This is a genomic window from Rhizobium sp. WSM1328 (assembly GCF_057653715.1).
The window spans coordinates 1,081,917-1,103,704 of sequence record NZ_CM172788.1 but is presented as its reverse complement, the minus strand read 5'-3'; the positions used below and the strand labels follow the sequence as shown (position 1 = coordinate 1,103,704).

At 61.1% G+C, this 21,788-nt stretch carries 21 protein-coding genes and 1 tRNA gene; 13 read left to right on the top strand and 9 right to left on the bottom strand.

Going from position 1 to position 21,788, the window contains the following annotated elements; genetic code table 11:
* Nucleotides 1-28 precede the first annotated feature (28 nt).
* Together smpB and dapA are read right to left on the bottom strand one after the other, a co-directional pair.
* Nucleotides 29-508: an SsrA-binding protein SmpB gene (gene smpB, locus AC2444_RS05645; RefSeq protein WP_003558077.1), complete on the bottom strand. Its 480-nt coding sequence runs from the start codon at nt 506-508 to the stop codon at nt 29-31.
* A 102-nt stretch (nt 509-610) separates the two neighbouring features.
* Entirely contained in the window at nt 611-1,495 is an 885-nt protein-coding gene (gene dapA / locus AC2444_RS05640; protein ID WP_012756782.1) for a 4-hydroxy-tetrahydrodipicolinate synthase, read from the bottom strand.
* Between the two features lie 214 nt (nt 1,496-1,709).
* Between dapA and AC2444_RS05635 the strand changes: the two genes are divergently transcribed.
* Both AC2444_RS05635 and AC2444_RS05630 read left to right on the top strand, forming a co-directional pair.
* Nucleotides 1,710-3,785 carry a lytic transglycosylase domain-containing protein gene (locus AC2444_RS05635; RefSeq protein WP_012756781.1) on the top strand — a complete coding sequence of 692 codons (2,076 nt, stop codon included), beginning with the start codon at nt 1,710-1,712 and terminating at the stop codon, nt 3,783-3,785.
* A 65-nt stretch (nt 3,786-3,850) separates the two neighbouring features.
* On the top strand, nt 3,851-4,747 hold the full coding sequence (locus AC2444_RS05630) for an alpha/beta fold hydrolase (RefSeq protein WP_012756780.1): 897 nt from the start codon (nt 3,851-3,853) through the stop codon (nt 4,745-4,747).
* Between the two features lie 102 nt (nt 4,748-4,849).
* Here the strand turns inward: AC2444_RS05630 and AC2444_RS05625 are convergent, their stop codons facing one another.
* The 4 genes from AC2444_RS05625 to AC2444_RS05610 form a co-directional block, all read right to left on the bottom strand.
* On the bottom strand, nt 4,850-5,857 hold the full coding sequence (locus AC2444_RS05625) for a porin (RefSeq protein WP_012756779.1): 1,008 nt from the start codon (nt 5,855-5,857) through the stop codon (nt 4,850-4,852).
* Nucleotides 5,858-6,413: 556 nt separating this feature from the next.
* Nucleotides 6,414-6,504: transfer RNA gene (locus tag AC2444_RS05620), tRNA-Ser, on the bottom strand.
* Nucleotides 6,505-6,673: 169 nt separating this feature from the next.
* Nucleotides 6,674-7,891: an NAD(P)/FAD-dependent oxidoreductase gene (locus AC2444_RS05615; protein ID WP_012756778.1), complete on the bottom strand. Its 1,218-nt coding sequence runs from the start codon at nt 7,889-7,891 to the stop codon at nt 6,674-6,676.
* 186 nt (nt 7,892-8,077) lie between these two features.
* Entirely contained in the window at nt 8,078-9,193 is a 1,116-nt protein-coding gene (locus AC2444_RS05610; RefSeq protein ID WP_012756777.1) for a Gfo/Idh/MocA family protein, read from the bottom strand.
* A gap of 206 nt (nt 9,194-9,399) precedes the next feature.
* Between AC2444_RS05610 and AC2444_RS05605 the strand changes: the two genes are divergently transcribed.
* The 8 genes from AC2444_RS05605 to AC2444_RS05570 all read left to right on the top strand — a co-directional run bounded on the left by AC2444_RS05605 (nt 9,400) and on the right by AC2444_RS05570 (nt 17,891).
* A complete protein-coding gene (locus AC2444_RS05605) occupies nt 9,400-10,275 on the top strand; it encodes a MurR/RpiR family transcriptional regulator (RefSeq protein WP_012756776.1) in 876 nt (291 codons plus the stop codon).
* A 92-nt stretch (nt 10,276-10,367) separates the two neighbouring features.
* Nucleotides 10,368-12,302: a bifunctional 5-dehydro-2-deoxygluconokinase/5-dehydro-2-deoxyphosphogluconate aldolase gene (locus AC2444_RS05600; protein WP_012756775.1), complete on the top strand. Its 1,935-nt coding sequence runs from the start codon at nt 10,368-10,370 to the stop codon at nt 12,300-12,302.
* Nucleotides 12,303-12,500: 198 nt separating this feature from the next.
* A complete protein-coding gene (iolD, locus tag AC2444_RS05595) occupies nt 12,501-14,351 on the top strand; it encodes a 3D-(3,5/4)-trihydroxycyclohexane-1,2-dione acylhydrolase (decyclizing) (RefSeq protein WP_012756774.1) in 1,851 nt (616 codons plus the stop codon).
* A 63-nt stretch (nt 14,352-14,414) separates the two neighbouring features.
* Entirely contained in the window at nt 14,415-15,332 is a 918-nt protein-coding gene (gene iolE, locus AC2444_RS05590) for a myo-inosose-2 dehydratase (RefSeq protein WP_012756773.1), read from the top strand.
* A gap of 197 nt (nt 15,333-15,529) precedes the next feature.
* The gene (gene iolB / locus AC2444_RS05585) at nt 15,530-16,327 is read left to right on the top strand and encodes a 5-deoxy-glucuronate isomerase (RefSeq protein ID WP_012756772.1); all 798 of its coding nucleotides are present in this window, start codon (nt 15,530-15,532) and stop codon (nt 16,325-16,327) included.
* Between the two features lie 89 nt (nt 16,328-16,416).
* On the top strand, nt 16,417-16,626 hold the full coding sequence (locus tag AC2444_RS05580) for a DUF1127 domain-containing protein (RefSeq protein ID WP_012756771.1): 210 nt from the start codon (nt 16,417-16,419) through the stop codon (nt 16,624-16,626).
* Nucleotides 16,627-16,692: 66 nt separating this feature from the next.
* Nucleotides 16,693-17,526, top strand: a complete 834-nt coding sequence (locus AC2444_RS05575) for a helix-turn-helix transcriptional regulator (RefSeq protein ID WP_012756770.1) — start codon at nt 16,693-16,695, stop codon at nt 17,524-17,526.
* Between the two features lie 203 nt (nt 17,527-17,729).
* Nucleotides 17,730-17,891 (top strand): hypothetical protein, encoded by a 162-nt coding sequence (locus tag AC2444_RS05570; RefSeq protein ID WP_012756769.1) that lies wholly within the window; start codon nt 17,730-17,732, stop codon nt 17,889-17,891.
* A 104-nt stretch (nt 17,892-17,995) separates the two neighbouring features.
* Here AC2444_RS05570 and AC2444_RS05565 read toward each other — a convergent pair whose 3' ends face one another.
* Both AC2444_RS05565 and AC2444_RS05560 read right to left on the bottom strand, forming a co-directional pair.
* Entirely contained in the window at nt 17,996-19,363 is a 1,368-nt protein-coding gene (locus tag AC2444_RS05565; RefSeq protein WP_012756768.1) for an MATE family efflux transporter, read from the bottom strand.
* Between the two features lie 81 nt (nt 19,364-19,444).
* Nucleotides 19,445-19,885: a glyoxalase superfamily protein gene (locus AC2444_RS05560; RefSeq protein ID WP_012756767.1), complete on the bottom strand. Its 441-nt coding sequence runs from the start codon at nt 19,883-19,885 to the stop codon at nt 19,445-19,447.
* 79 nt (nt 19,886-19,964) lie between these two features.
* On the opposite strand from AC2444_RS05560, the gene AC2444_RS05555 reads away from it, so the two are divergent.
* Together AC2444_RS05555 and AC2444_RS05550 are read left to right on the top strand one after the other, a co-directional pair.
* Nucleotides 19,965-20,198: a hypothetical protein gene (locus tag AC2444_RS05555; protein ID WP_128449108.1), complete on the top strand. Its 234-nt coding sequence runs from the start codon at nt 19,965-19,967 to the stop codon at nt 20,196-20,198.
* Nucleotides 20,199-20,240: 42 nt separating this feature from the next.
* Complete coding sequence (locus AC2444_RS05550; protein WP_012756766.1) at nt 20,241-20,573, top strand: hypothetical protein; 333 nt, start codon at nt 20,241-20,243, stop codon at nt 20,571-20,573.
* On the opposite strand, the gene AC2444_RS05545 is transcribed toward AC2444_RS05550, so the two are convergent.
* A complete protein-coding gene (locus AC2444_RS05545) occupies nt 20,524-20,787 on the bottom strand; it encodes a hypothetical protein (RefSeq protein WP_012756765.1) in 264 nt (87 codons plus the stop codon). The two genes, AC2444_RS05550 and AC2444_RS05545, sit on opposite strands and share 50 nt — an antisense overlap.
* A 90-nt stretch (nt 20,788-20,877) precedes the next feature.
* On the opposite strand from AC2444_RS05545, the gene AC2444_RS05540 reads away from it, so the two are divergent.
* Nucleotides 20,878-21,744 carry a LysR family transcriptional regulator gene (locus AC2444_RS05540; protein ID WP_012756764.1) on the top strand — a complete coding sequence of 289 codons (867 nt, stop codon included), beginning with the start codon at nt 20,878-20,880 and terminating at the stop codon, nt 21,742-21,744.
* Nucleotides 21,745-21,788: the final 44 nt, after the last annotated feature.

Here is a 21,788-nt window from a genome sequence, read left to right as displayed (position 1 = left end):
GACGTGATCATAAACCACGGCAACGCGGTCAGCCATGAGCCTTCAGCAGGCGGCTCTTCTGCCTGTTCCAATCGCGCTCCTTCTCGGATTCGCGCTTGTCGTGCAATTTCTTACCCTTGGCGAGCGCCAGTTCCATCTTCGCCCGACCGCGATCGTTGAAATAGATCTTCAGCGGGATCAGCGTCATGCCTTCGCGGTTGATCGCAGAGCGCAGGCGATGGATTTCACGGCCCGACAGCAGCAGCTTGCGGCGCCGGCGCGGCTCGTGGTTGAAGCGGTTGGCCTGCAGATATTCCGGCAGGTAGGAATTAATCAGCCAGATCTCGCCGCCCTCATCCGAGGCGTAGGATTCGGCGATATTGGCCTTGCCTTCGCGCAGCGACTTGACCTCCGTGCCCATCAGCACGATGCCCGCCTCGTAAGTATCGATGATCTCGTAGTTGAAGCGGGCCTTGCGGTTTTCGGCCACGATCTTGTTCACCACGCGCTGGCTGCCTTTGGGGGCCATGACGATATTCCAATTGCTTTTTTAGAGCGCGAAAAGCCGCGCCCTCATTCCTTGCCCTCTATGTAAGGGAGAGACCCCGTCTTGTGAAGACGGCCGGTCTCGTCAGTTCAACAGGCCTGCATGGCGCATCGCGGCGTCAATCGCCGATTCCGTTGCCGGCTCCAGCGTCGAAAGCAGGGGCGAACGAACGTTGCGGCTCATCCGGCCAAGTTTGGAGAGCCCGTATTTGGCGCCGCAAAGACCCGGCTCAAGGAAGATCGCCTTGTGGAGCGGCATCAGCCGATCCTGATATTCCAGGGCGCGGGCATAGTCGCCTGCCAGCGTTGCCGCCTGGAAGTCGGCGCAAAGGCGCGGGGCGACATTGGCCGTTACCGAAATACAGCCGACACCGCCATGGGCGTTGAAGCCGAGCGCCGTCGCATCCTCGCCGGATAATTGTCTGAAATCCGCGCCGCAGGTGATGCGCTGCTCGGAGACGCGCTCGATCTTGCCCGTCGCATCCTTGACGCCGACGATATTTTTGTGCGCCTTGGCGAGCGCACCCATCGTTTCCGGCGTCATGTCGACCACCGAGCGGCCGGGGATATTGTAGATATAGATCGGCAGATCGACGGCCTCGGCGATCGCCGAAAAATGGGCGATCAAACCCTTCTGCGTCGGCTTGTTGTAATAGGGCGTGACGACCAGAACGGCGTTCGCACCGACCTTTTCGGCATGCTGGGCAAGCTCGATCGCCTCACGTGTATTGTTCGAGCCGGCGCCGGCCATGACGGGAACGCGTTTTGCGGCAACTTCGATGCACAGTTCGACCACCCGTTTGTGCTCGGCATGCGACAGCGTCGGGGATTCGCCTGTCGTGCCGACCGGAACGAGACCACCGCTGCCTTCCTTGATCTGCCAGTCGACATGAGCGGCGAAGCTGTCTTCGTCGATCAGTCCGGCATCCGTGAAGGGGGTGACGAGGGCGGGAATGGACCCATTGAACATGCAAAGCTCCTCACGACCAAATCCTTGCTTCGGCCGCATTCCATGAATAAGAGTTGCGCACCATAGAGCGCCGAAATCATCGCGACAAGCGCGCAGAGTTCGGTTTAGGGCAAATTCCGATAGCAGATGTGAATGAATTTTACCTGGTACGGTAAGGTTTCGTTAAGATGCCTCTAGCCAAATGGCAGGGCGTGTTTTCGTTGCGAGATCCCGGATGAAGAAAGCTGTCCTGATTCTGTCCGCCTTCGGCTTCATTGCCGCCGCGTGGAGCAGTGTTGCGTCGCCGCTTCCCGGCGAGAGCGCTTCCATGCCTGCCGTCAAGCCGCTTGGCTTCATTCCCGAGACAGCCATACCGGAATCGATTACAACGGGCGCCATTCCGCGGAATCCGGCCATCGCGCCTGTCAATGGCGACCTGAAAGCCGGCCTCGATGCGCTTTCCGACAAAGACCCGCAGCTGGCGCTTTCGATCCGCGACCGCATGCGCGACGAGACGCTCGACCGCCATATCCTCACCTGGGCGATCGCCGTTTCCGGATTGAAGGGCGTTCCCTCCTATGAAATCGCCAGCGCCGCACAGGAACTCAAGGGCTGGCCGGGTCTTTCGCGGCTGCGTTCCTATTCCGAACGCGCGATCTATGACGAAAATCCCGCCCCTCCCGCCGTGCTCGCCGCCTTCGGCGATACCGCGCCTGAGACGATGCAGGGCGCCGTCATTCTCGGCCGGGCGCTGGTTGCGTCAGGCAAGCAGGCGCAGGCGGCAAAATATATCCGCAAGGTCTGGCGCGAGGAGGCTCTCGACAAGGCGACCGAGGACAAGATCCTCATCGAGTTTTCCGCGCTGTTGACGCCTGCCGACCACAAGGCGCGGATGGACTATCTGATGTATCGCGGCCGGGTGGCGCAGGCCAAGCGCTTCGGCGACATGGGCCAGGCCCAGTCGCTCTATACGGCCTGGGCTGCCGTTGACGCCAAAGCCGGCAATGCCGGCGCGCTGCTCAACGCCGTCGATGCAAAATGGCGGGGCGATGCCGGCCTGCTGTTTGCGCGGATCGAGTATCTGCGCAGGCAGGACAAATATACCGAGGCGGCAGCGCTTCTGGAGCAGATGCCGCCCGAGCGCAGCGAACTCGTCAATTCCGGCGAATGGTGGAACGAGCAGCGCATCGTCAGCCGTGGCCTCGTCGACCAGGGACAATTCAAGCCTGCCTATCGCATCGTCGCAAACTACGCCGCAACGAGCCCGACGGATATCGTCGAGGCTGAATTCCATGCCGGATGGTACGCACTTCGCGGCCTGCAGGACCCGGAAACGGCGGAAAGACACTTCCGCAAGATCCTCCAGACATCAAACGGGCCGATCTCGGTTTCACGCGCCTGGTATTGGCTGGGACGAGCAGCGGAGGCCGGAGGCCCCGGCAAATCCAGCGAATTCTATGCGAAGGCGGCGAATTTTCCCGGCACCTTCTATGGCCAGCTCGCGGCCGAAAGGCTGGGGCGAAAGACGCTTGATGTCACCTATCCCGCACCGAGCACGGCCGACCGGCAGCGCTTCCAGGCACGCGAAGCCGTGCAGGCGATCGCCCGACTGGAGGCCGCCGGCCATGGATGGCGAGCCGCCATTCTCTATCTCGCGCTCGCCGACCAACTGCAAAGCCCCGGCGAATTGGCCGTCCTTGCAGCACGGGCCGAGCAATCCGGCGATCATCATCTCTCGCTGCAGATCGGCAAGATCGCCTATGGGCGCGGCATCGATGTCGCAGCGCTTGCCTTTCCGGTCGGCGTGATCCCGGCGAACGCCAATATAACAGGTTCCGGCAAGGCACTCGCCTATGCCATCGCCCGGCAGGAAAGCGCCTTCAACCCGGCCGCCGTTTCGGCGGCGAACGCGCGCGGCCTGCTGCAGCTTCTGCCGGGGACAGCCCAGGCGGTGGCCAAGCGCCACAACATCGCCTTTTCCAAGGACAAGCTGACGGCCGATGCCGGCTATAACGCGACACTCGGCGCGCATTATCTCGGTGAGCAGATTGATGCCTTCGGCGGCTCCTATATCCTCACCTTCATCGCCTATAATGCCGGGCCGAAGCGGGTGCCGGAGTGGATCGGCCGTTACGGCGATCCGCGCGGCAGGCCGATCGACGAGATCGTCGACTGGATCGAACGCATCCCCTTCCCCGAAACGCGCAACTACGTGCAGCGGGTGATGGAGAATTACGAAGTTTATAAAGCCCGTCTCGGCCAGTCCACCGATATCGAGCGCGACCTGATCGGCGGACGCAGCGCCTCCTGAAGCCGTTTGGCGGGGCTCGAAAAGCAAGCTACATCTTCGGGATCAAACAGGTCTCGAGGGATGCGATGCCGGATACGGATGAAGGCGGTTTTCAGGAACGATTTTTCACTTCTTCTGATGGGTTGAGGCTTCATGCCCGCGATTACCTGTCCGACCGGGCGGCGACCGCTGGACGGATGCCGGTGATCTGTCTGCCCGGCCTGACCCGCAATACGCGGGATTTTCATCCGCTTGCACTGCTTCTTTCCCGAGACACAAAAGTGCCGCGCAGGGTGGTTGCACTCGATTCGCGCGGGCGGGGAAACTCGGCATGGGATGAGAACAAGGCGAACTACAATCTCGCCATCGAAGCCGGCGACGTCATTGCCGCCTGCGCAGCACTCGGCATCGAGCGGGCGATCTTCATCGGCACGTCGCGGGGCGGGCTGATCCTGCATCTGATCGCGGCGACACGGCCGGATCTTCTCGAGGCTGTCATCCTCAACGACATCGGGCCTGTGCTTGAGGCTGTGGGGCTGGCGCGGATCCGCGATTACCTCAACAGCGGTCGAAAGCCGGCGGATTGGAACGAGGCGGCCGTTATATTGAAGGAAAATCATGGCGCGTCGTTTACCGCGCTTACAGAGCAAGACTGGGGCGAGATGGCGCTTGCCCTTTATCGCGATATCGATGGAAGGCCTGTCGCCGATTTCGACCCGGCGATCGCGGAGGCGCTCAAATCGATCGATTTCAGCCAGCCGCTGCCTGATCTCTGGGAGCAATTCGAAAGCCTGAGCCGGTTGCCGCTGATGCTGATCCGCGGTGACAATACGTCGCTGCTTTCACAGGAAACCGCCGGTGAAATGGCACGGCGGCATCCGGGCTTGATCCGACATGCTGCCGAAGGGCAAGGACATGCCCCGCTCCCGCATCTCGGCAATATCCCGACAGCACTTCGAGCTTTTCTCGCCACCTGCCGATAAACCTGATCGACACTGGTCAACTGGCACAATGGGCCATTCGTCCAAATACAAAAAGCCCGGCTCGAGAGCCGGGCTTTCCTGATTGACCGAAGTCAGATCAGATTAGAACGAACGCTGCAGGCGGAAGTAGCCCGTCGTGGAGTCGTCAGCATCTTCCGGATCGAGGTACTGAACCGAAGCCTTGGCGTAGAAGTTGTCGACGATCTGGTAATCAACCGTCAGACCGACCTTCCAAGCTTCGTTGTCGCTGAAGTCGTCGCCAGCAACGTAGTAGTTGCTGTAGTACTGGACACCAGGGGTGATCTTAAGCTTGTCGGTTGCCTTGATAGCGTATTCGGCAGCGATAGCCCATTCAGCCTTGGTGTAGTAGGAGCTCGGGCCGGTAGCGTATACGGCAGCGAGGCCGAGCGTACCAGGACCGATGTCAACCGTACCCATTGCACGGACAGCACCGTCTTCATTGTCGACGTCGTAGCCTGCAGTGATCTGGTAGCTGAATGCACCAGCCTTGCCGCCGAGACCGACTGCAACACCAACGTTGTTGGCTTCTTCGTCCGTCTTGTAGAAGCCGTCTTCGAGTTCGTCGACGCTGATGCCAGCGTAGAAGGAGTCGGTTTCGTACTGATAACGGATGGAGTTGTGCAGCGTGACCGGCGAGCCGATGTCGTCGGTTTCGCCGGAGAGGCCATCGTCCCACCAGCTGTAGAAGAGACCAGCGCGGAAGCCCGCGATGTCGAGGTAAGCGGAGTCGAGCTTGGCAGCCTGATCGGTGGCGTTGTCAGCATTGAACTGCATGACGATGACGCCGGTCAGCGGACCATACTCGGTGTCGCTCTTGGCCGTGAACTGAACCTGGCCGCGGGTCGTTGCATCCCAGTCAGAATCGCCGCCGATGTCTTCGCCAACGTTGACCTGGAAACGGATGTAGCCGTTGATCTTGAGGCAGGTTTCGGTGCCCGGGATGTAGAAGTAGCCGGTGCCGTAAGCGTCGCAGACGCGAACATATTCAACCGGTTCCGGCTCGGCAGCAACGATAGCGTCAGCAGCCTGAGCACCGGAAACTACTGCGAGAGCAGCAGCGGAGCCGAGAAGAAGGCTCTTGATGTTCATAAATGACCTCCAATTCAAAGTTTCGATCGGGTTTGGGATCTTTCGCTGAGCAGCGTTCCCTGCCCCATCCCCGTGTTTCAAGAAGTGGACGATCAGTCGCCCTTGCTTCCGAGGTTGAAAATACAAGACGGAAGCCGTCACGCAATCACCAACTTGTGTAGATAGGGCATTTGAGGAAGCCTTCCCGACATTCTGTTGCTGAAAGGACACAAGTCGGGCAGCCGGCCCCGGTTTCCTTTATGCTTTGTTAAGAAAACCCTGATTTTGCGGAGGCTTAGGTCGGCCCAACAAAGAATTGGACATGCGCCTAACGACACTTTCGAGACACTTTTTTGACAAAATGCGGCACTTGCGGGGGATTCATGGTTGCCGGAAGCGTAACCGGACATGCACCGATCCGCTTTCGCCCCTGCCGGTGGCTTGAGCGCGGGAGGTGATTCCCGCAGGCGATTCTCTCGCTCGAGGCAGAGAGATTTTTTTGTCGCCCGGCCTAGCCGACTAAGCGAAAATGATTCCCTGCCAGAAAAACGATCGACGCGTGCTCAGGAAATCGGAATGGCGGAGAAGATGGGATTCGAACCCACGATACGCTTTTGACGTATACTCCCTTAGCAGGGGAGCGCCTTCGACCACTCGGCCACCTCTCCGGTGCGGCCTAACTATGGCGACCGGTCTGTGAATGCAAGGGTTTTTTGAGTTTTCACCAGAAGAAATGCAGCGAGCTGCAATTCGGCTGGTTACGCAAACCTTCTGCGTTTCCTGCCGCAATCCGCGGAATTTGATCGCGCTTCGTTCTCGTCGATGAACAAGCCGAGCTCAGCCGAGCAGGCTCTTGAGGTCCGCAGAAGGGTCGGCGAGAATCGATTTATCGGGGTTGGTCCCGGATTCCAGCAGTTTTTTGCCGGTCACATAGGCTTTCGCGTCGTTGATCGCATCGACGGCGATCAGTTGGCCTTCCCTGAAGTACCAGACTGAATGGGCGCCTTCGCGGGTGCCGGGGCGCAGCAGCGTCTCGTCATAACCGAGATTGAAGCCGGCGATCTGCAGCTTGACGTCATACTGGTCGGACCAGAACCACGGCTTTGGCGCATAAGGGTCGCTGCCGCCGGCGATGACTGCTGCGGCTGCTTCGGCCTGGTCGACGGCGTTCTGCACCGATTCGAGCCTGATGCGACCACCCTGCCAGGGAAGAGCGGCGCAATCGCCGGCGGCAAAGATCGCCGGATCGGAGGTGCGGGCGAATTCGTCGACGACAATGCCGTTGGCGACTTCGAGGCCGGCTTCCTTGGCAAGCTGATCGTTCGGCGCGACGCCGATGCCGACGACGGCGAAATCGATGTCGATGACTGATCCGTCGGAAAGTGCGGCGCCGGTGACGCGGCCATCCTTGCCGATCAGATGCTTGAGCCCTGTCTTTTCGCGGATCACCACGTCATGGGCCTCATGGATCGCGCGCATGATGTCGGCGGTCTCCTTCGCCGCGACGCGCTGCAGGATGCGGTCGGCCATCTCGATGACAGTGACTTCCAGACCGCGATGGCGGGCAACGGCTGCCGCCTCGAGGCCGATATAACCGCCACCGATGATCAGAACACGGCGGCCGGGGCGCATCTCCTCGGCCAGCAGATCTGCATCGCGCTTGTCGCGGGCGACATAGACGCCTTCGAGATCGCCGCCGATCGCGGCCGGCAGCCGGCGCGGCGTCGAGCCGGTGGCGAGCGCCAGCGTGCCGTAATCGAGAACGGAGCCGTCCTGCAGCAGGACCTGCTTGCTGTCCGGCTTGATCTGCTCGGCCCAAGTCGAAAGGCGAAGGTCGACGTCATTGTCGGCATACCAGTGCTCGGCGCGGAACAGCAGGCGGTCGAAGGCCATTTCGCCAAGCAGGTATTTCTTCGACAACGGCGGGCGCTGATAAGGGGCGACGTCCTCTGCTCCGATGAGGGTGATCGGGCGCGTATCCTTCAACGCACGCAGCTTGGCTGCCAATGCGAAACCGGCCTGTCCCGCGCCGATGATCACCAGTCTATCCGTCACGATCTCGCTCCTGAAGCTGCGCCCGACAACCACGCCAAGGCCTATTCCCGACAGCGCCGCGTGTCTTTCAGACGCGCAAAGGACGCAGTCGCATTTTTGAGTTTCTGCATAATCCCTGAAATCGATCCCGATTTCAGGGATTATGCAGTAGCCCACGCCCCGTCAACGGAAAGCGGCCTCTTACATTCAGCCGATCTCGATCCAGCGACGCTCGTGGAAGGACTGTGCCATGGCATGCACCGACTTTTCTATCCTGAGACCGTCTTCGAATGTCACAATCGACGACGGTTCGCCTGATATTGCCCGGATCAGCTCGCGGCATTCGATGATCTTCAGATCGTTGAAGCCGAGGCCGTGGCCTGGCGCCGGGATGAAGCGATCATAAGGCTGATGGGCGGGTGCCGCCAGTATCTTGCGGAAACCCTGTTCGGAGCCGCGGCCGTCGGCCTGATAGAGTTCGAATTCGTTCATCCGCTCCTGATCATAGACGATCGAGCCTTTCGAGCCGTAAATCTGCAGGGCGATCCGGCCCTTGCGACCCCAGGCGGCGCGATTCGCCATCAACACGGCGGAGATGCCACCGCCAAGCCGCATCAGCACGTTGGCGCCATCGTGGTTTTCGACGGCACGGCGGCCACCCTCGCTCAACGGGCGATCGGCGTAGGGCCTCACCATATCCGTTATAACGGCCTCGACATGGCCGAAGAGATACCAGAGCAGGGACAGCGGGTGCACGGCGAAATCGTCGAGCGCGCCGTAGCCGGCGGAAAGCTCGCTCTTCCAATAAAAGAAGACATCGGGATCGGCCATGAAATCCTCGTCCATCTCGACGCGGATATGATTGACTGTGCCAATGGCGCCTTCGCCAATCAGCGTTTTGATGTGCCGCATGACGGGATTCTGGATGTAATTATAGCCAAGGGCGGCAACCCTGCTGGATTTCTTCGCCGTTTCCAGCATGCGCTCGGCATCGGCATAGGCCGGCGCCATCGGCTTTTCGCACCAGACATGTTTGCCGGCCTCAAGGGCAGCAATCGCCATCTCGGCGTGGAACTGATTGGGCGTGGTGACGGAGACGACGTCGACCTCGGGATCGGCGATCAACGCCCGCCAGTCGGCCGTTGCCTTCTCGAAGCCGAATTCACCGGCACGAGTCTCAGCAAGCCCGGCATTGGCTTCGGCCAGATGCACGAGACGCGGACGCTCGACATCGCCGAACACCGTCTTTACTGCATTCCACGCCAATGCATGGCACTTGCCCATATAACCGGTGCCGATCAAACCGATGCCGAGTGGCTTCATTTCCGTCTCCTCCAGAGCTGCGCGCGGATTTTTGGAATATTTGGATCATTTTGACAAGGACCTACTCACAGGCATTTCTGCGTTCTTCGCGAAGAGATTGTCCAAAAGCCTTCAATTACAGGGGATTAAAAACAATTAGCCGTGTCGTTTGAAATCGTTTATGTTCGATAATATGGAATATTTGTTTCATCTCGTGAGCCGCAAGCATGGATAACGATCCCCAGAGGCACGCGCGTGTACCGCGCGATTTCGAAAGCCTGCGCAGCACCATCATCGAGCGCAAGGCAAGCATGCCGAAGCGGCTGGCACAGGTCGCCGCCTTCGCGCTCGGCAATCCCGATGAGATCGCCTTCGGCACGACGGCGAGCATCGCGGCGGCCTCCGACGTCCAACCCTCGACGCTGGTGCGCTTGGCGCATCATCTGGGCTATGGAGGCTTTTCCGACCTGCAGAGCATCTTTCGCGAAAGATTGCGGGACCGGACGCTGAGCTACGAAGAGCGCCTCGTCACGCTGGAGCAATCGAGCGGCGACGATGAGGACGCCAATCTGCTCTCCGGCTTCATTGCCGCGGCAAATCAGTCGGTCAACCGGCTGGCCGCAACGGTGCAGAGCGATACTTTCACCAAAGCGGTGAATATCCTTGCCAACGCCGAGACGATCTACCTGATCGCCAAACGGCGCTCCTACCCGCTGACGGCGCACATGACCTACGCTTTTTCTAAGCTCAACATCCGCCACCAGATCGTCGCCTCGCCGAACGGCGTCGACCCTGAAATGGTGCAGTTCGCAACACCGAAGGATGCAGCGATCGCGGCGAGCTTCTCGCCCTATGCGGCCGACAGCCTCAGCCAGAGCCAGGAGCTTGCCGATCGCGGCGTCCCCGTCATTGCGATCACCGATTCGGCCTTCTCGCCGCTTGCCGCCTGCGCCACGCACTGGTTCGAGGTGGCGGAGGCCGATTTCGCCGGCTTCCGCTCGCTTTCGGCCTCGATGGCGCTCACCATGGCATTACCGGTTGCAATCGCTGAACGGCGGCGCAAGGGTCAGCCGTCAAAACCTGTAAAAGGCAAAATGGAATAAACATTCCGAATTGACAAAATATCGGAACCGATGTTTCATTATTGAAAATTCGCAGGCACTGGAAGCCGCGCAAAATCTAGCGGGAGGACATCATGGTACAATCGAATCCGGATTCACAGCCGGAGCCGGCGCTTGATGTGATCACCATCGGCCGCTCTTCGGTCGATCTTTACGGCCAGCAGATCGGTTCGCGGCTGGAGGATATCGGCTCCTTCGCCAAGTCCGTCGGCGGCTGCCCCGCCAATATCGCCATCGGCACGGCGCGGCTCGGCCTCAAATCCGGCCTCATCACCCGCGTCGGCGACGAGCAGATGGGACGCTTCATCCGCGAGCAGTCGGCGCGCGAAGGTGTGGCCACTGACGGCATCATCACCGACAAGGAGCGGCTGACGGCGCTGGTGCTGCTTGCGGTCGAGGCCGAGGGCGTGTCGCCAATGATCTTCTATCGCTCGGACTGCGCCGACATGGCGCTCGATGAAGGCGATATCGACGAAAACTTCATCAGATCGTCGCGCGCCGTTCTCGTTTCCGGCACACATTTCTCACGGCCGAATACCGAAGCCGCGCAACGCAAGGCTATCCGCATCGCCAAGGCGAACGGCCGCAAGGTGATCTTCGACATCGATTACCGACCGAACCTCTGGGGCCTTGCCGGGCATGCGGAAGGCTTCGAGCGCTATGTGAAATCCGACCGAGTCTCCTCGAAGATGAAGGAGACGCTGCCCGACTGCGATCTCATCGTCGGCACCGAAGAAGAAGTCCTGATCGCGTCCGGCGCCGACGACGTGCTCGGCGCGCTGAAGGAGATTCGCCGCCTGTCGCCGGCGACGATCGTGCTCAAGCGCGGCGCCATGGGCTGCATCGTCTATGACGGGCCGATTGCCGACGATCTGGAAGCCGGCATCATCGGCCAGGGTTTCCCGATCGAAGTCTTCAACGTGCTCGGCGCCGGCGATGCCTTCATGTCGGGCTTCCTGCGCGGCTTCCTGCGCGACGAGCCGCTGAAGACCTGTGCGACCTGGGCCAATGCCTGCGGCGCCTTCGCTGTCTCCCGCCTGCTCTGCTCGCCGGAATATCCGACCTGGGCCGAACTCGACTTCTTCCTGACGACCGGAAGCAAACACCGGGCGCTGCGCAAGGACGAGGCGATCAACCATATCCACTGGGCATCGACCCGGCGCGGCGAAATCCCGCTTTTGATGGCGCTGGCGATCGACCACCGCTCGCAGCTCGTCAGCGTCGCCGATGAACTCGGCGTCGGCCACGAGAAGATCGTCGCCTTCAAGCGGCTGGCGGTCGCGGCGGCGGCGCGGGTTTCGAATGGCCGCGACGGCTACGGCATGCTGATCGACGAACGCTTCGGCCGCGACGCTTTCTTCGATGCGGCGACGAAGAATTTCTCCTGGATCGGCCGGCCGGTGGAATTGCCGGGCTCGAAGCCGCTGCGCTTCGAATTCAGCCAGGATATCGGCTCGCAGCTCGTCGAATGGCCGCTCAATCATTGCATCAAGTGCCTGTGTTTCTATCATCCTGATGATCCGGCTGAATTGAAGACGGAGCAGCAGGAGAAGCTGCGCACTCTGTTCGAGGCCTCCCGCAAGGTTGGCCGCGAGCTGCTGGTGGAGATCATCGCCGGCAAGAACGGCCCGCTGACCGACGATACCATCGCGACCGCGCTGGAGGAGCTCTATGCGCTCGGCATCAAGCCGGACTGGTGGAAGCTGGAGCCGCAAGCATCCCGTGAGGCCTGGAAAAAGATCGATGCGGTGATCGCCAAAAATGATCCATGGTGCCGCGGTATCGTGCTGCTGGGGCTCGAGGCGCCCGCCGACGAGCTGATCTCCTGCTTCGAGGCGACGCTGGCTGCCCCCTCCGTGAAGGGCTTCGCCGTCGGCCGGACGATCTTTGCCGATCCGGCGCGCGCCTGGCTTTCGGGCGAAATGAACGACGAGGAAGCGATCGCCGATATGGCCGGCCGCTTCCGGCAACTGACAGAGGCGTGGCTGAAGACCCGCGGACATCAGTAGACTTAGAATTAAGACCCCTCCCCACCCCCTCCCACAAGGGGAGGGACTTAACCCGGGCACCGCCTCACGCCATCAGCAAGCTTCCCATTGGAGGAGACGTTGCGGCGAGAATGAAGGGAGCCCGGCAAGTTAACCCCTCCGCTTGTGGGGAGGGTTGGGGAGGGAAAAGCGCGAAAAGAAAGATTGCGGGAGGACCCGATGGGCAAGACGATACGGTTGACGATGGCGCAAGCCGTCACGCATTTCCTCAAGGTACAGATGACGATCGTCGACGGCAAGAAAGTGCCGATCTTCGGCGGCGTCTGGGCGATCTTCGGTCACGGCAACGTCGCCGGCATCGGCGAGGCGCTCTATCAGGTGCGCGATGAATTGACGACCTATCGCGCTCACAACGAACAGGGCATGGCGCATGCCGCGATCGCCTATGCCAAGGCGAATTTCCGCACGCGCTTCATGGCCTGCACGAGTTCGATCGGCCCCGGCGCGCTGAACATGGTGACGGCCGCCGGCGTGGCGCATGTCAATCGTATTCCCGTTCTCTTCCTGCCGGGCGACGTCTTCGCCAACCGCGCGCCGGATCCGGTGCTGCAGCAGATCGAGGATTTCGGCGACGGCACGGTTTCAGCCAATGATGCCTTCCGTTCGGTTTCGCGCTATTTCGACCGCATCACCCGGCCCGAGCAGATCATCGCGGCGCTGAAGCGCGCCATGCAGGTCCTGACCGACCCCTTGGATTGCGGCCCGGTGACATTGTCGCTCTGCCAGGACGTTCAGGCAGAAGCCTTCGATTATCCGGAAAGCCTGTTCGATGAAAAAGTCTGGACGACCCGCCGGCCGCAGCCGGATGCAGACGAGCTGGCGAATGCCATCGCGCTGATCAAGGCGTCGCAGAAGCCGGTGATCGTTGCCGGCGGCGGCGTGCTTTATTCGCAGGCGACGAAGGAGCTTACCGCCTTTGCCGAGGCCCACGGCCTTCCCGTCGTCGTCAGCCAGGCCGGCAAGTCGGCGATCAACGAGACCCACCCGCTGGCACTCGGCTCGGTCGGCGTCACCGGCACGTCGGCGGCGAATGCGATCGCCGAAGAGACGGATCTCGTTATCGCCGTCGGCACGCGCTGCCAGGATTTCACTACCGGCTCCTGGGCGCTGTTCAAGAATGACAGCCTGAAGATGATCGGCCTCAATATCGCCGCCTATGACGCGGTGAAGCACGACAGCTATCCGCTGGTGACAGACGCCCGCGAAGGGCTGAAGGCGCTTTCGGCCGGACTTTCGGGCTGGAAGGCGCCGGCCGCCCTCACCGAGAAGGCGGCTGCGGAAAAGAAGGTCTGGATGGAGGCTGCGGCCAGGGCAATGGCCACGACCAATGCCGCCCTGCCCTCCGATGCGCAGGTGATCGGCGCGGTGGCGCGCACGATCGGCGGTGAGAATACGACGGTGCTTTGCGCTGCCGGCGGCCTTCCCGGTGAATTGCACAAGCTCTGGCCGGCGACGGCGCCGGGCAGCTATCACATGGAATACGGCTTTTCCTGCATGGGCTACGAGATCGCCGGCGGGCTTGGCGCCAAGATGGCGCGTCCCGAACGGGATGTGGTCGTCATGGTCGGCGACGGTTCCTACATGATGATGAATTCCGAGATCGCCACCTCGGTCATGCTCGGCCTCAAGCTCAACATCGTCTTGCTCGACAATCGCGGCTATGGCTGCATCAATCGGCTGCAGATGGGAACCGGCGGCGCCAACTTCAACAATCTGCTGAAGGACTCCTACCACGAGGTGATGCCGGAGATCGATTTCCGCGCGCATGCCGAAAGCATGGGCGCCATCGCCGTCAAGGTCGCCTCGATCGCCGAGCTGGAGCAGGCGATCGCCGACTCGAGGAAGAACGATCGCACCTCGGTCTTCGTTATCGACACCGATCCGCTTATTACCACGGAGGCCGGCGGCCACTGGTGGGATGTCGCGGTGCCGGAGGTCAGCCCGCGCGAAGAGGTCAACGAAGCGCGCAAGGGCTATGTCGAAGCACGCGCCGCCCAGCGTATCGGCTGATCTATCGCTATCATTTTTTCGGAAGAGCAGAGCTCTTCCGCAATGCTTTTAAGGAGAATGTTGATGAAGGCCAAACTCGGCATGTCGCCCATCGCCTGGTGGAACGACGATCTTCCTGAGCTCAGCGACGATGTGTCCCTGGAGGAATGCCTGCGGCAATCGCGCGGTGCCGGCTTTACCGGCATGGAAAAGGGCCGCCGCTTCCCCGACGATCCAAAGGTGATGCTGCCGATTCTCCGTGCAGCCGACGTCACGCTGTGCGGCGGCTGGTTCTCGGGCACGCTTGTTGACGAGGAGCTTGCCGCCAACAAGGACCGCATCGCGCCGATGATCGAACTGTTCAAGGCCGTCGCCGCGCCCTGCATCGTTTATGGCGAAGTCGGCCGTTCCATCCAGGGCGACCGCTCCAAGCCGCTCGCGACCAAGCCTCGCCTTTCCGATGACGAGATGAAGGCCTATGCGCACCGCGTCACCCGGTTCGGAGAATGGTGCGCCGAGCAGGGCATGCCGCTTTCCTATCACCATCACATGGCGGCCGTCGTCGAAACCGAGCCGGAACTCAACGCCTTCATGCGCCATTCGGGCGAAGGCATCCCGCTGCTGCTCGATGCCGGGCATCTCGCCTTTGCCGGCGGCGACGTGCTGCGCGCCATTGGGAACCACCACGCCCGCATCAACCATGTTCACGTCAAGGATATCCGCAAACCTGTGGTGGATGGACTGGATCGCAGCCGGCAGTCCTTCCTCGATGCGGTGGCACTTGGCGCCTTCACGGTGCCGGGCGACGGCTCGCTCGATTTCGGCGCCATCGTCCAGCGGCTGGCCGATCACGGCTATGAAGGCTGGTTCGTTGTCGAGGCCGAACAGGATCCGCGCAAGGCTCCGCCGCAGAAAATGGCCGAGATCGGTAACGCCGAGTTGATGCGCGTCATGACGGCTGCGGGCTATACCGTGGAAACGGAAGGCTTTCCTAAGGGATAGCGGGAGCAAAAGACCCCTCCCCAACCCCTCCCCACAAGGGGAGGGACTTAACTTGAGGCACCGCCCCGCACCAGATGGCGGCCACCTTGAAAAAAGGAAGGCCGTAATATGGGCGAGACAGCACGGCAGGTTAGCCCCTCCCCCTTGTGGGGAGGGGTTGGGGAGGGGAATTTTCCAACTTACGAGGAAAAACACCAATGCCAAATCTCAAGGTGAAACCATCAGGCACGTATGGCCGCGTCACGCATGTCACCCCGGAAAACGCCGGCTGGACCTATGTCGGCTTCGATCTGCATCGGATGAAGCCGGGCGAGACCGTTTCGGGAGAGACGGGTGATCGCGAAGTCTGCCTCGTCTGGGTGACCGGCAAGGGCAAAGCGTCTGCCGGCACCAAGGATTTCGGCACGCTCGGCGGCCGCATGAACCCGTTCGAAGGTGCGCCGCATGCGCTCTACATCCCGATGGAATCGACGTGGTCGGTGACGGCGGAGACCGATCTGGAGCTCGCCGTCTGCTCCGCACCCGGCGGCGGCACCTATCAGGCAAAGGCCATCCCGCCCGGCACGCACCCGCAGGTGACGCGCGGCAAGGGCACGAATGTGCGCTATGTCAACAATATCATGCCGGAAGACGACAGCTCGGCGCATTCGCTGCTGGTCGTCGAGGTGATTACGCCCGGAGGCCACACCTCCTCCTATCCGCCGCACAAACACGACCAGGACGACCTGCCGAACGAGAGCTTCCTGGAAGAGACCTATTATCATCGGCTCAACCCGCCGCAGGGTTTCGCTTTCCAGCGCGTCTACACCGACGATCGCTCCCTTGACGAAGCGATGGCGCTCGAGGACGGCGACGTGACGCTGGTGCCGAAAGGCTATCACCCCTGCGCCGCCTGCCATGGTTACGACCTCTATTACCTCAACGTCATGGCCGGACCGCAGCGGATCTGGAAATTCCACAATGCCGCCGAGCACGAGTGGCTGCTGAAAGCGTAAGCGTCGCGTTCGATCGCTAAATAATCTGACAGCGCGGAACCGCCGCTGATGGTTCACTGCCTCCATCCAATCACGGATGGAGGATCACAATGCATAGCTCGAATTCCACAATCTCGGCCCGCAATATGCGGCCCGGCCTGTTCCTTGCTATAGTCACCGCAGCACAGTGGCTGGCGCGCAAAATGAACGAACGGCGCAACTGCAATGCTCTGATGGAGCTGTCCGACGAGCAGTTGAAGGATATCGGCCTTTCCAGGGGGCAGACCGAAAGCGACGTCCATGTCTACAGTCGCTGCTGAAACTTAAGCGTGATATTGTGCCGCTAGGTCGCCTCATCGGGCGGCCTGTCTGACCCGGAAGATGCAATGTCGCAGTTTTCAACAGCGCCGCTCCTGAAAACGAAGACGGTCACCATTCGTGACATCGTCTGCAATGGCGAATGCCGCCACAAGAGCGACGAGGAATGCGCTCACAAGACGAGCCTCGTCTATCCCTATCGCGGCGTATTCATGCGGCATGTCGGCCGCAATGATACGGTGGCCGAAGCCAATCAGGTTCTGTTCTTCAATGCCGGCCAGGGATACCGGATCAGCCACCCAATCGAGGGTGGCGATGCCTGCATCGATCTGGCGATCGACGAATCCATGCTCGAAGAGCTCACGCCGAAGGAGCAGGCGCAGCCCGGCCCGCCCTTTGCCTTTCGCCGCCAGCGCCGGCGGATCGATCCGCGCGCGCAGGCGCTGGTCGCCCTCCTGCGTCATGGTCTCAGCCGCAACGTCGCCGAAACGCTGGAAGCGGAAATATTGGCGCTGACGCTGGTGCGCCGCTCGCTCGGCGAGCGCACATCGCATGCGGCGGGCGCCAGCGCCGGCCGACAGAAGCTCGTCGACCGGGCAAAGCTGGTGCTCTCCTCCGATCTCGCGCGGCGCTGGACACTTTCGGAAATCGCCACCGAAGTGGGCGTCTCGCCCGTTTATCTCACCCAGGTCTTCCAGCAGGTCGAGGCGACGCCACTTTACCGCTACCAGCTGCGGCTGCGGCTTGCCCGCGCGCTCGATCTGCTTGGCCAATATGAGGATCTGACCGCGCTCGGTCTCGACCTCGGCTTTTCCAGCCACAGCCATTTCAGCGCTTCCTTCAAGCAGACTTTCGGGCAGACTCCGGCCGAATTCCAACGCGCGGCGCAGCTGCGGCGCTAGTGAAAGCCTACAGCGCCGCGGGTCTTTTCGAGAGCCGCAAGGACGCTGTAGCACTTTGAATCCCCGCATAATTCCTTAAATCGATCCCAATTTAAGGAATTATGCGGGGGGTCGATCGCTAAAGATTTCGACAGCGGCAATGCGGACTTCAATGATCTTATCAGCCTGTCCCGATCGCGGGACGATCAACGGAGGATCATCAGATGAAGAAGACCACATGCGCCGCCTGCGACTGCGAACTCGGTGCGGAGACCATCACCGTCAAGCTCGGCGGCAAGACTGTCGAGGTCTGCTGCCAGGAATGCGCCGAGGCGCTGAATGAGGCGGAAGCCGCGACAACGGCCGCTTCGAGCGGCAAGGAATAGACGATATCAGGCAAAAGCCGCGCTCCCGGCGCGGCTTTTGCGTCTATATCTTTATTCTGCACAATTCCGGACGCAAACCGTTGCACCGTTTTGCTGGAATTGCTTTAGACGGACAGAAGCCCGTACCGCCAGCCCCGGCGTTTGGCGTTCTGCGACAGCACCAGGAAGGCAAGGATGAACATGCCTGCCTCGGCAAAGACCGGCACCATCCAGATCCCCTGTTCGCCGAAGACGAAGGGTAGCAGGAAGGTAAGCGGCAGGGTGAGCAGATAGGGCCGCGACAGGCCAAAGATCGCCGCACGCGGCGCATCGCCGATCGACTGGAAATAGGATGACAGGATCATCATCTGCCCGAAGAGAAAATAGGCGCCGATCGTCCAGGGCAGAATTCGCCTGACCTCGGCAATGATCGCGGGATCGGCGACGAAGACGGCGCCGAGGCGGCCGGCCAGCAGCTCGACGATGATCTCCACCAGGGTGCAATAGACGAGTGCGGCGAGCATGGCGATCTGCAGGCTGCGGCCGACGCGGAGCCGGAGGCCGGCGGCGTGATTGTTGCCGGCGACCGTCTGCAGCGCGATGCTGAGACCAAGCAGCGGCAGATAGGTGAAGGTCATGATCCGGGTGATGATGCCGTAGGCGGCCACCGTCGCGACATAGTCATGTTCGCTCCAGAGAGAGATGTTGATCAGAATGGCGGCCGAGGCCAGCGATATGCCGATGAAACCGAGGCTCATCGGCGCGCCGAAGGCGACGATGCCGCGCCATTCGGCAAGAGCCAACCCCGGAGACGGCCTTAGTGCCGCCGGCCGGCGCCAGCGAAAGGCGAGCACGGCTGCGAGACAGACGCATTGCGATGCGATGGAGCCGGCTGCCGAACCGAGCACGCCCCAATGCATCACCGCCATGAACAGCCAGTTGGCGAAGATGTTGAGCAGCGAGGCCGACAGCGTCACCAAGGTCATGAAACCGATCTTGCCTTCGCAGCGCAGCCCGTCGAGATGCAGCGACAGGAAGAAGCTGATCGGCGCACAGGCGATCATCGCGCCCATGAACAGCATGGCGCCATCGGCCACGGCAGCATTGCCGGCAGCACCGGCATCGATGATCTGTCGGCCAACGATCCAGTAGACCAGATTGAGGATGAGGGTGACGGCGAGCGCTAGCGCATGCGCGCCGGCAAACACCCGACGCGCGCCTTGACGATCGCCGGCGCCGAGCCGGCGGGCGAGGATACTCGCCATACCGTTCGAGACCAGCGATTGCAGGGCGACCAGCAGCATCAAACCGGGAAAAATCAGGCTGACGGCAGAGAGCGCATCCGGGCCGACATAGGCGCCAAGGAAATAGGCGTCGACGACGGTGAACAGGCCGTTGACGGTGGTGATCGCGACGATCGGTGCCGCCGTTTTGATGAAGACGCCCGGCAGCCAGCCGGTGAGAAAGGCATTGCCTTCGGAAAGATCGGTCATGGAGAAATCCGTGCGATAGGAGGCAGGGCCCGATCCGGCTAAATCATTTGGATCCGGACGGCCTCAAAAGGACAAAACAATCTAGAGATCGAGCACCAAATGCGGCACGCCGTTCGAGGTCTTCCTCGGCGACACGCCGTCGGCATCGATCTGCGCGTTCACACGCCGGCGAAAGGCTGAAAAGCTCTCGAAGGTGACGACATCCACCGGCTCGTCGAAATGGATGGTGATCCTGTGAAGGTCGCCGCCCGGCAGGGCCGAAAGCGCCAGGACTTCGCCGGTGAACGGCTGATTGAGATAACGGCCGCGAATATGCGCGCCGACGAAGAGCGGTGTCTTCGGGCTGGCATTGGGCTTTGCCGCAAGGGCCGCGAGCGTGTTCCAATCGCGTACACCGTGCTGGCGGGCAATCATTTCCAGAGCCGCACTGTGGGTCAGCGGGGTGCCGCGATCGTTCATCGCCTGGCGCAGGCGCTTGGCCTGAGCCTTCAATTCTTCAATGGCAGGATAGGTCGTCGTCATGGCGTGAGCCTTCGCAAGGCATGCTCTTCGACTGTGGATGGGAACTCGCATTGCCGCCAGTCAGCATGCACAAAGGGCCGTGACCATGATCGCGAGGACTTCACCATGGATTTTCATCCGCGAGCGGCCGGTGCCTCGAACCGGCCTTTGTATGCGCGAACGCCGCCGACATGTCAAGAATGGCGCATCTGCCTTGGGAATGCGCAACTTTGGGGCAAATCTGCGCGAAATCGGTGCGATTTTCCCGCAGCTTTCACATAAGCATTCAATTTTTAACGATGTTCTTCAGCAAATGTCAGCATTCTTCACGTAATATCCTGTCGTATTACAAGCGGAGGCTAAAAGGGCCTTTCAGATGCACCTCGACACAGAACACCCCAAGCCGGAACGTGCCTACAGGGAATTCAATCTCGACAGGCCCGGCAACATCATCTTCGTCGGCCATCACCTCAGCACCGGAATGCAGGTGCGCTGCCTGATCCGCACGATCACGCTTGCCGGCGCATTGCTCGAAGTCAGCCCGAACCTGGAAATGCCGAGCCATTTCTTCCTCGAAATCCTCGGCATCCATGACGAGATCGGTGCGACCGTGGTCAAGCGCGAAGGTGAATTGGTGACGATCAGCTTCAACATGCTGATCAATCCGGAATTCCTGCACCACGTGTTGCGATTGAACTTCGAAACCTGAGGCTTTTTCCGATCCGCGAATCATCGCGGCACGGCACCTTTGTTTCTGCAGCCCGTCTTGCGACAAGACGCGCGATGATCGAAACGGTCCAGAGAAATCCGCGCCATTCCGGACGATCAAGCGGATCGGCGAGCGGATCGGCAAAGCGATCGCGGCGGATTCGGCGATTGCCGATTTCGATTTCCCTGAAGAGAACAACCCAGTTGAGATCCATTGCTTCATCCTCCATCTATTGCTGGAGCACTTGAGCTAAGCCTTCGCGCCCTTCCGATGTAGAGGCGCTGGGGAAAGGGGGTTTTCATCCATGAAAGATGCGAGCTGGGACGACCTGCAACTTTTCTTCCATGTTGCGACCGGCGGCGGTCTTTCGGCAGCGGCTCTGCGCACCGGGCTCAGCGCACCGACGATCGGCCGGCGCATGCTGGCGCTCGAACGGGTGACCGGCCGCTCGCTGTTCAGCCGCGGCCCCACCGGTTATCTTCTGGCCAAGGACGGGCAGGAGCTGCTCGATCGCGTCCGGCTGATGCAGGATGCGGCGCGTGCGATCTCCGACTGGCGCGGCGAGGTGCTGACACTGCCGATCGTCTCGACCGCGGCCGACAGCTGGACTTCACGCTTCGTCGCCGACCATCTGGCCAGTGTCTGGACGCCGAAAGACAGCTTCCGCATGTGCTACAAGACCTGCGATGCGAGCGTCGATTTCACCTATCGCGAGGCGCATATCGCCATTCGCCACAGCCGGCCGGAGAGCGGCAACGTCGCGATCCGCCGTTCGGTCAAGGTGGCGCATGCGGCCTATCAGGCCGCCGGCTATGACGAGACAAACTGCAACTGGATTTCGCTCGGCACCGATACCGCCATCACGCCGGCGGACAAATGGACTTTCGAGCAGCCGGATTATTGGATCACCAGCTGGACGAACACGCCACATATGCTGTTTCACCTCATCCGCGGCGGTGCGGGACGCGGCGTGCTGCCCTGTTTCATCGGTGACCAGGAGCGCAGGCTCGTCCGCGCCGGCCCTGTGATCGACGAGCTGACTTACGAGATGTGGATCGTCGCGCATGACGACGAACGGCAACGGCCGGAGGTCAGGATCGTCATCGACCGCCTGGCGGCGCTCTTTGCCGATCATGAAGACCTGTTTGCCGGGCATAAGGCGGCGACATAAGAAAACGCGGGCCGTTCGACCCGCGTTCTCTGAGGTTGCTAACC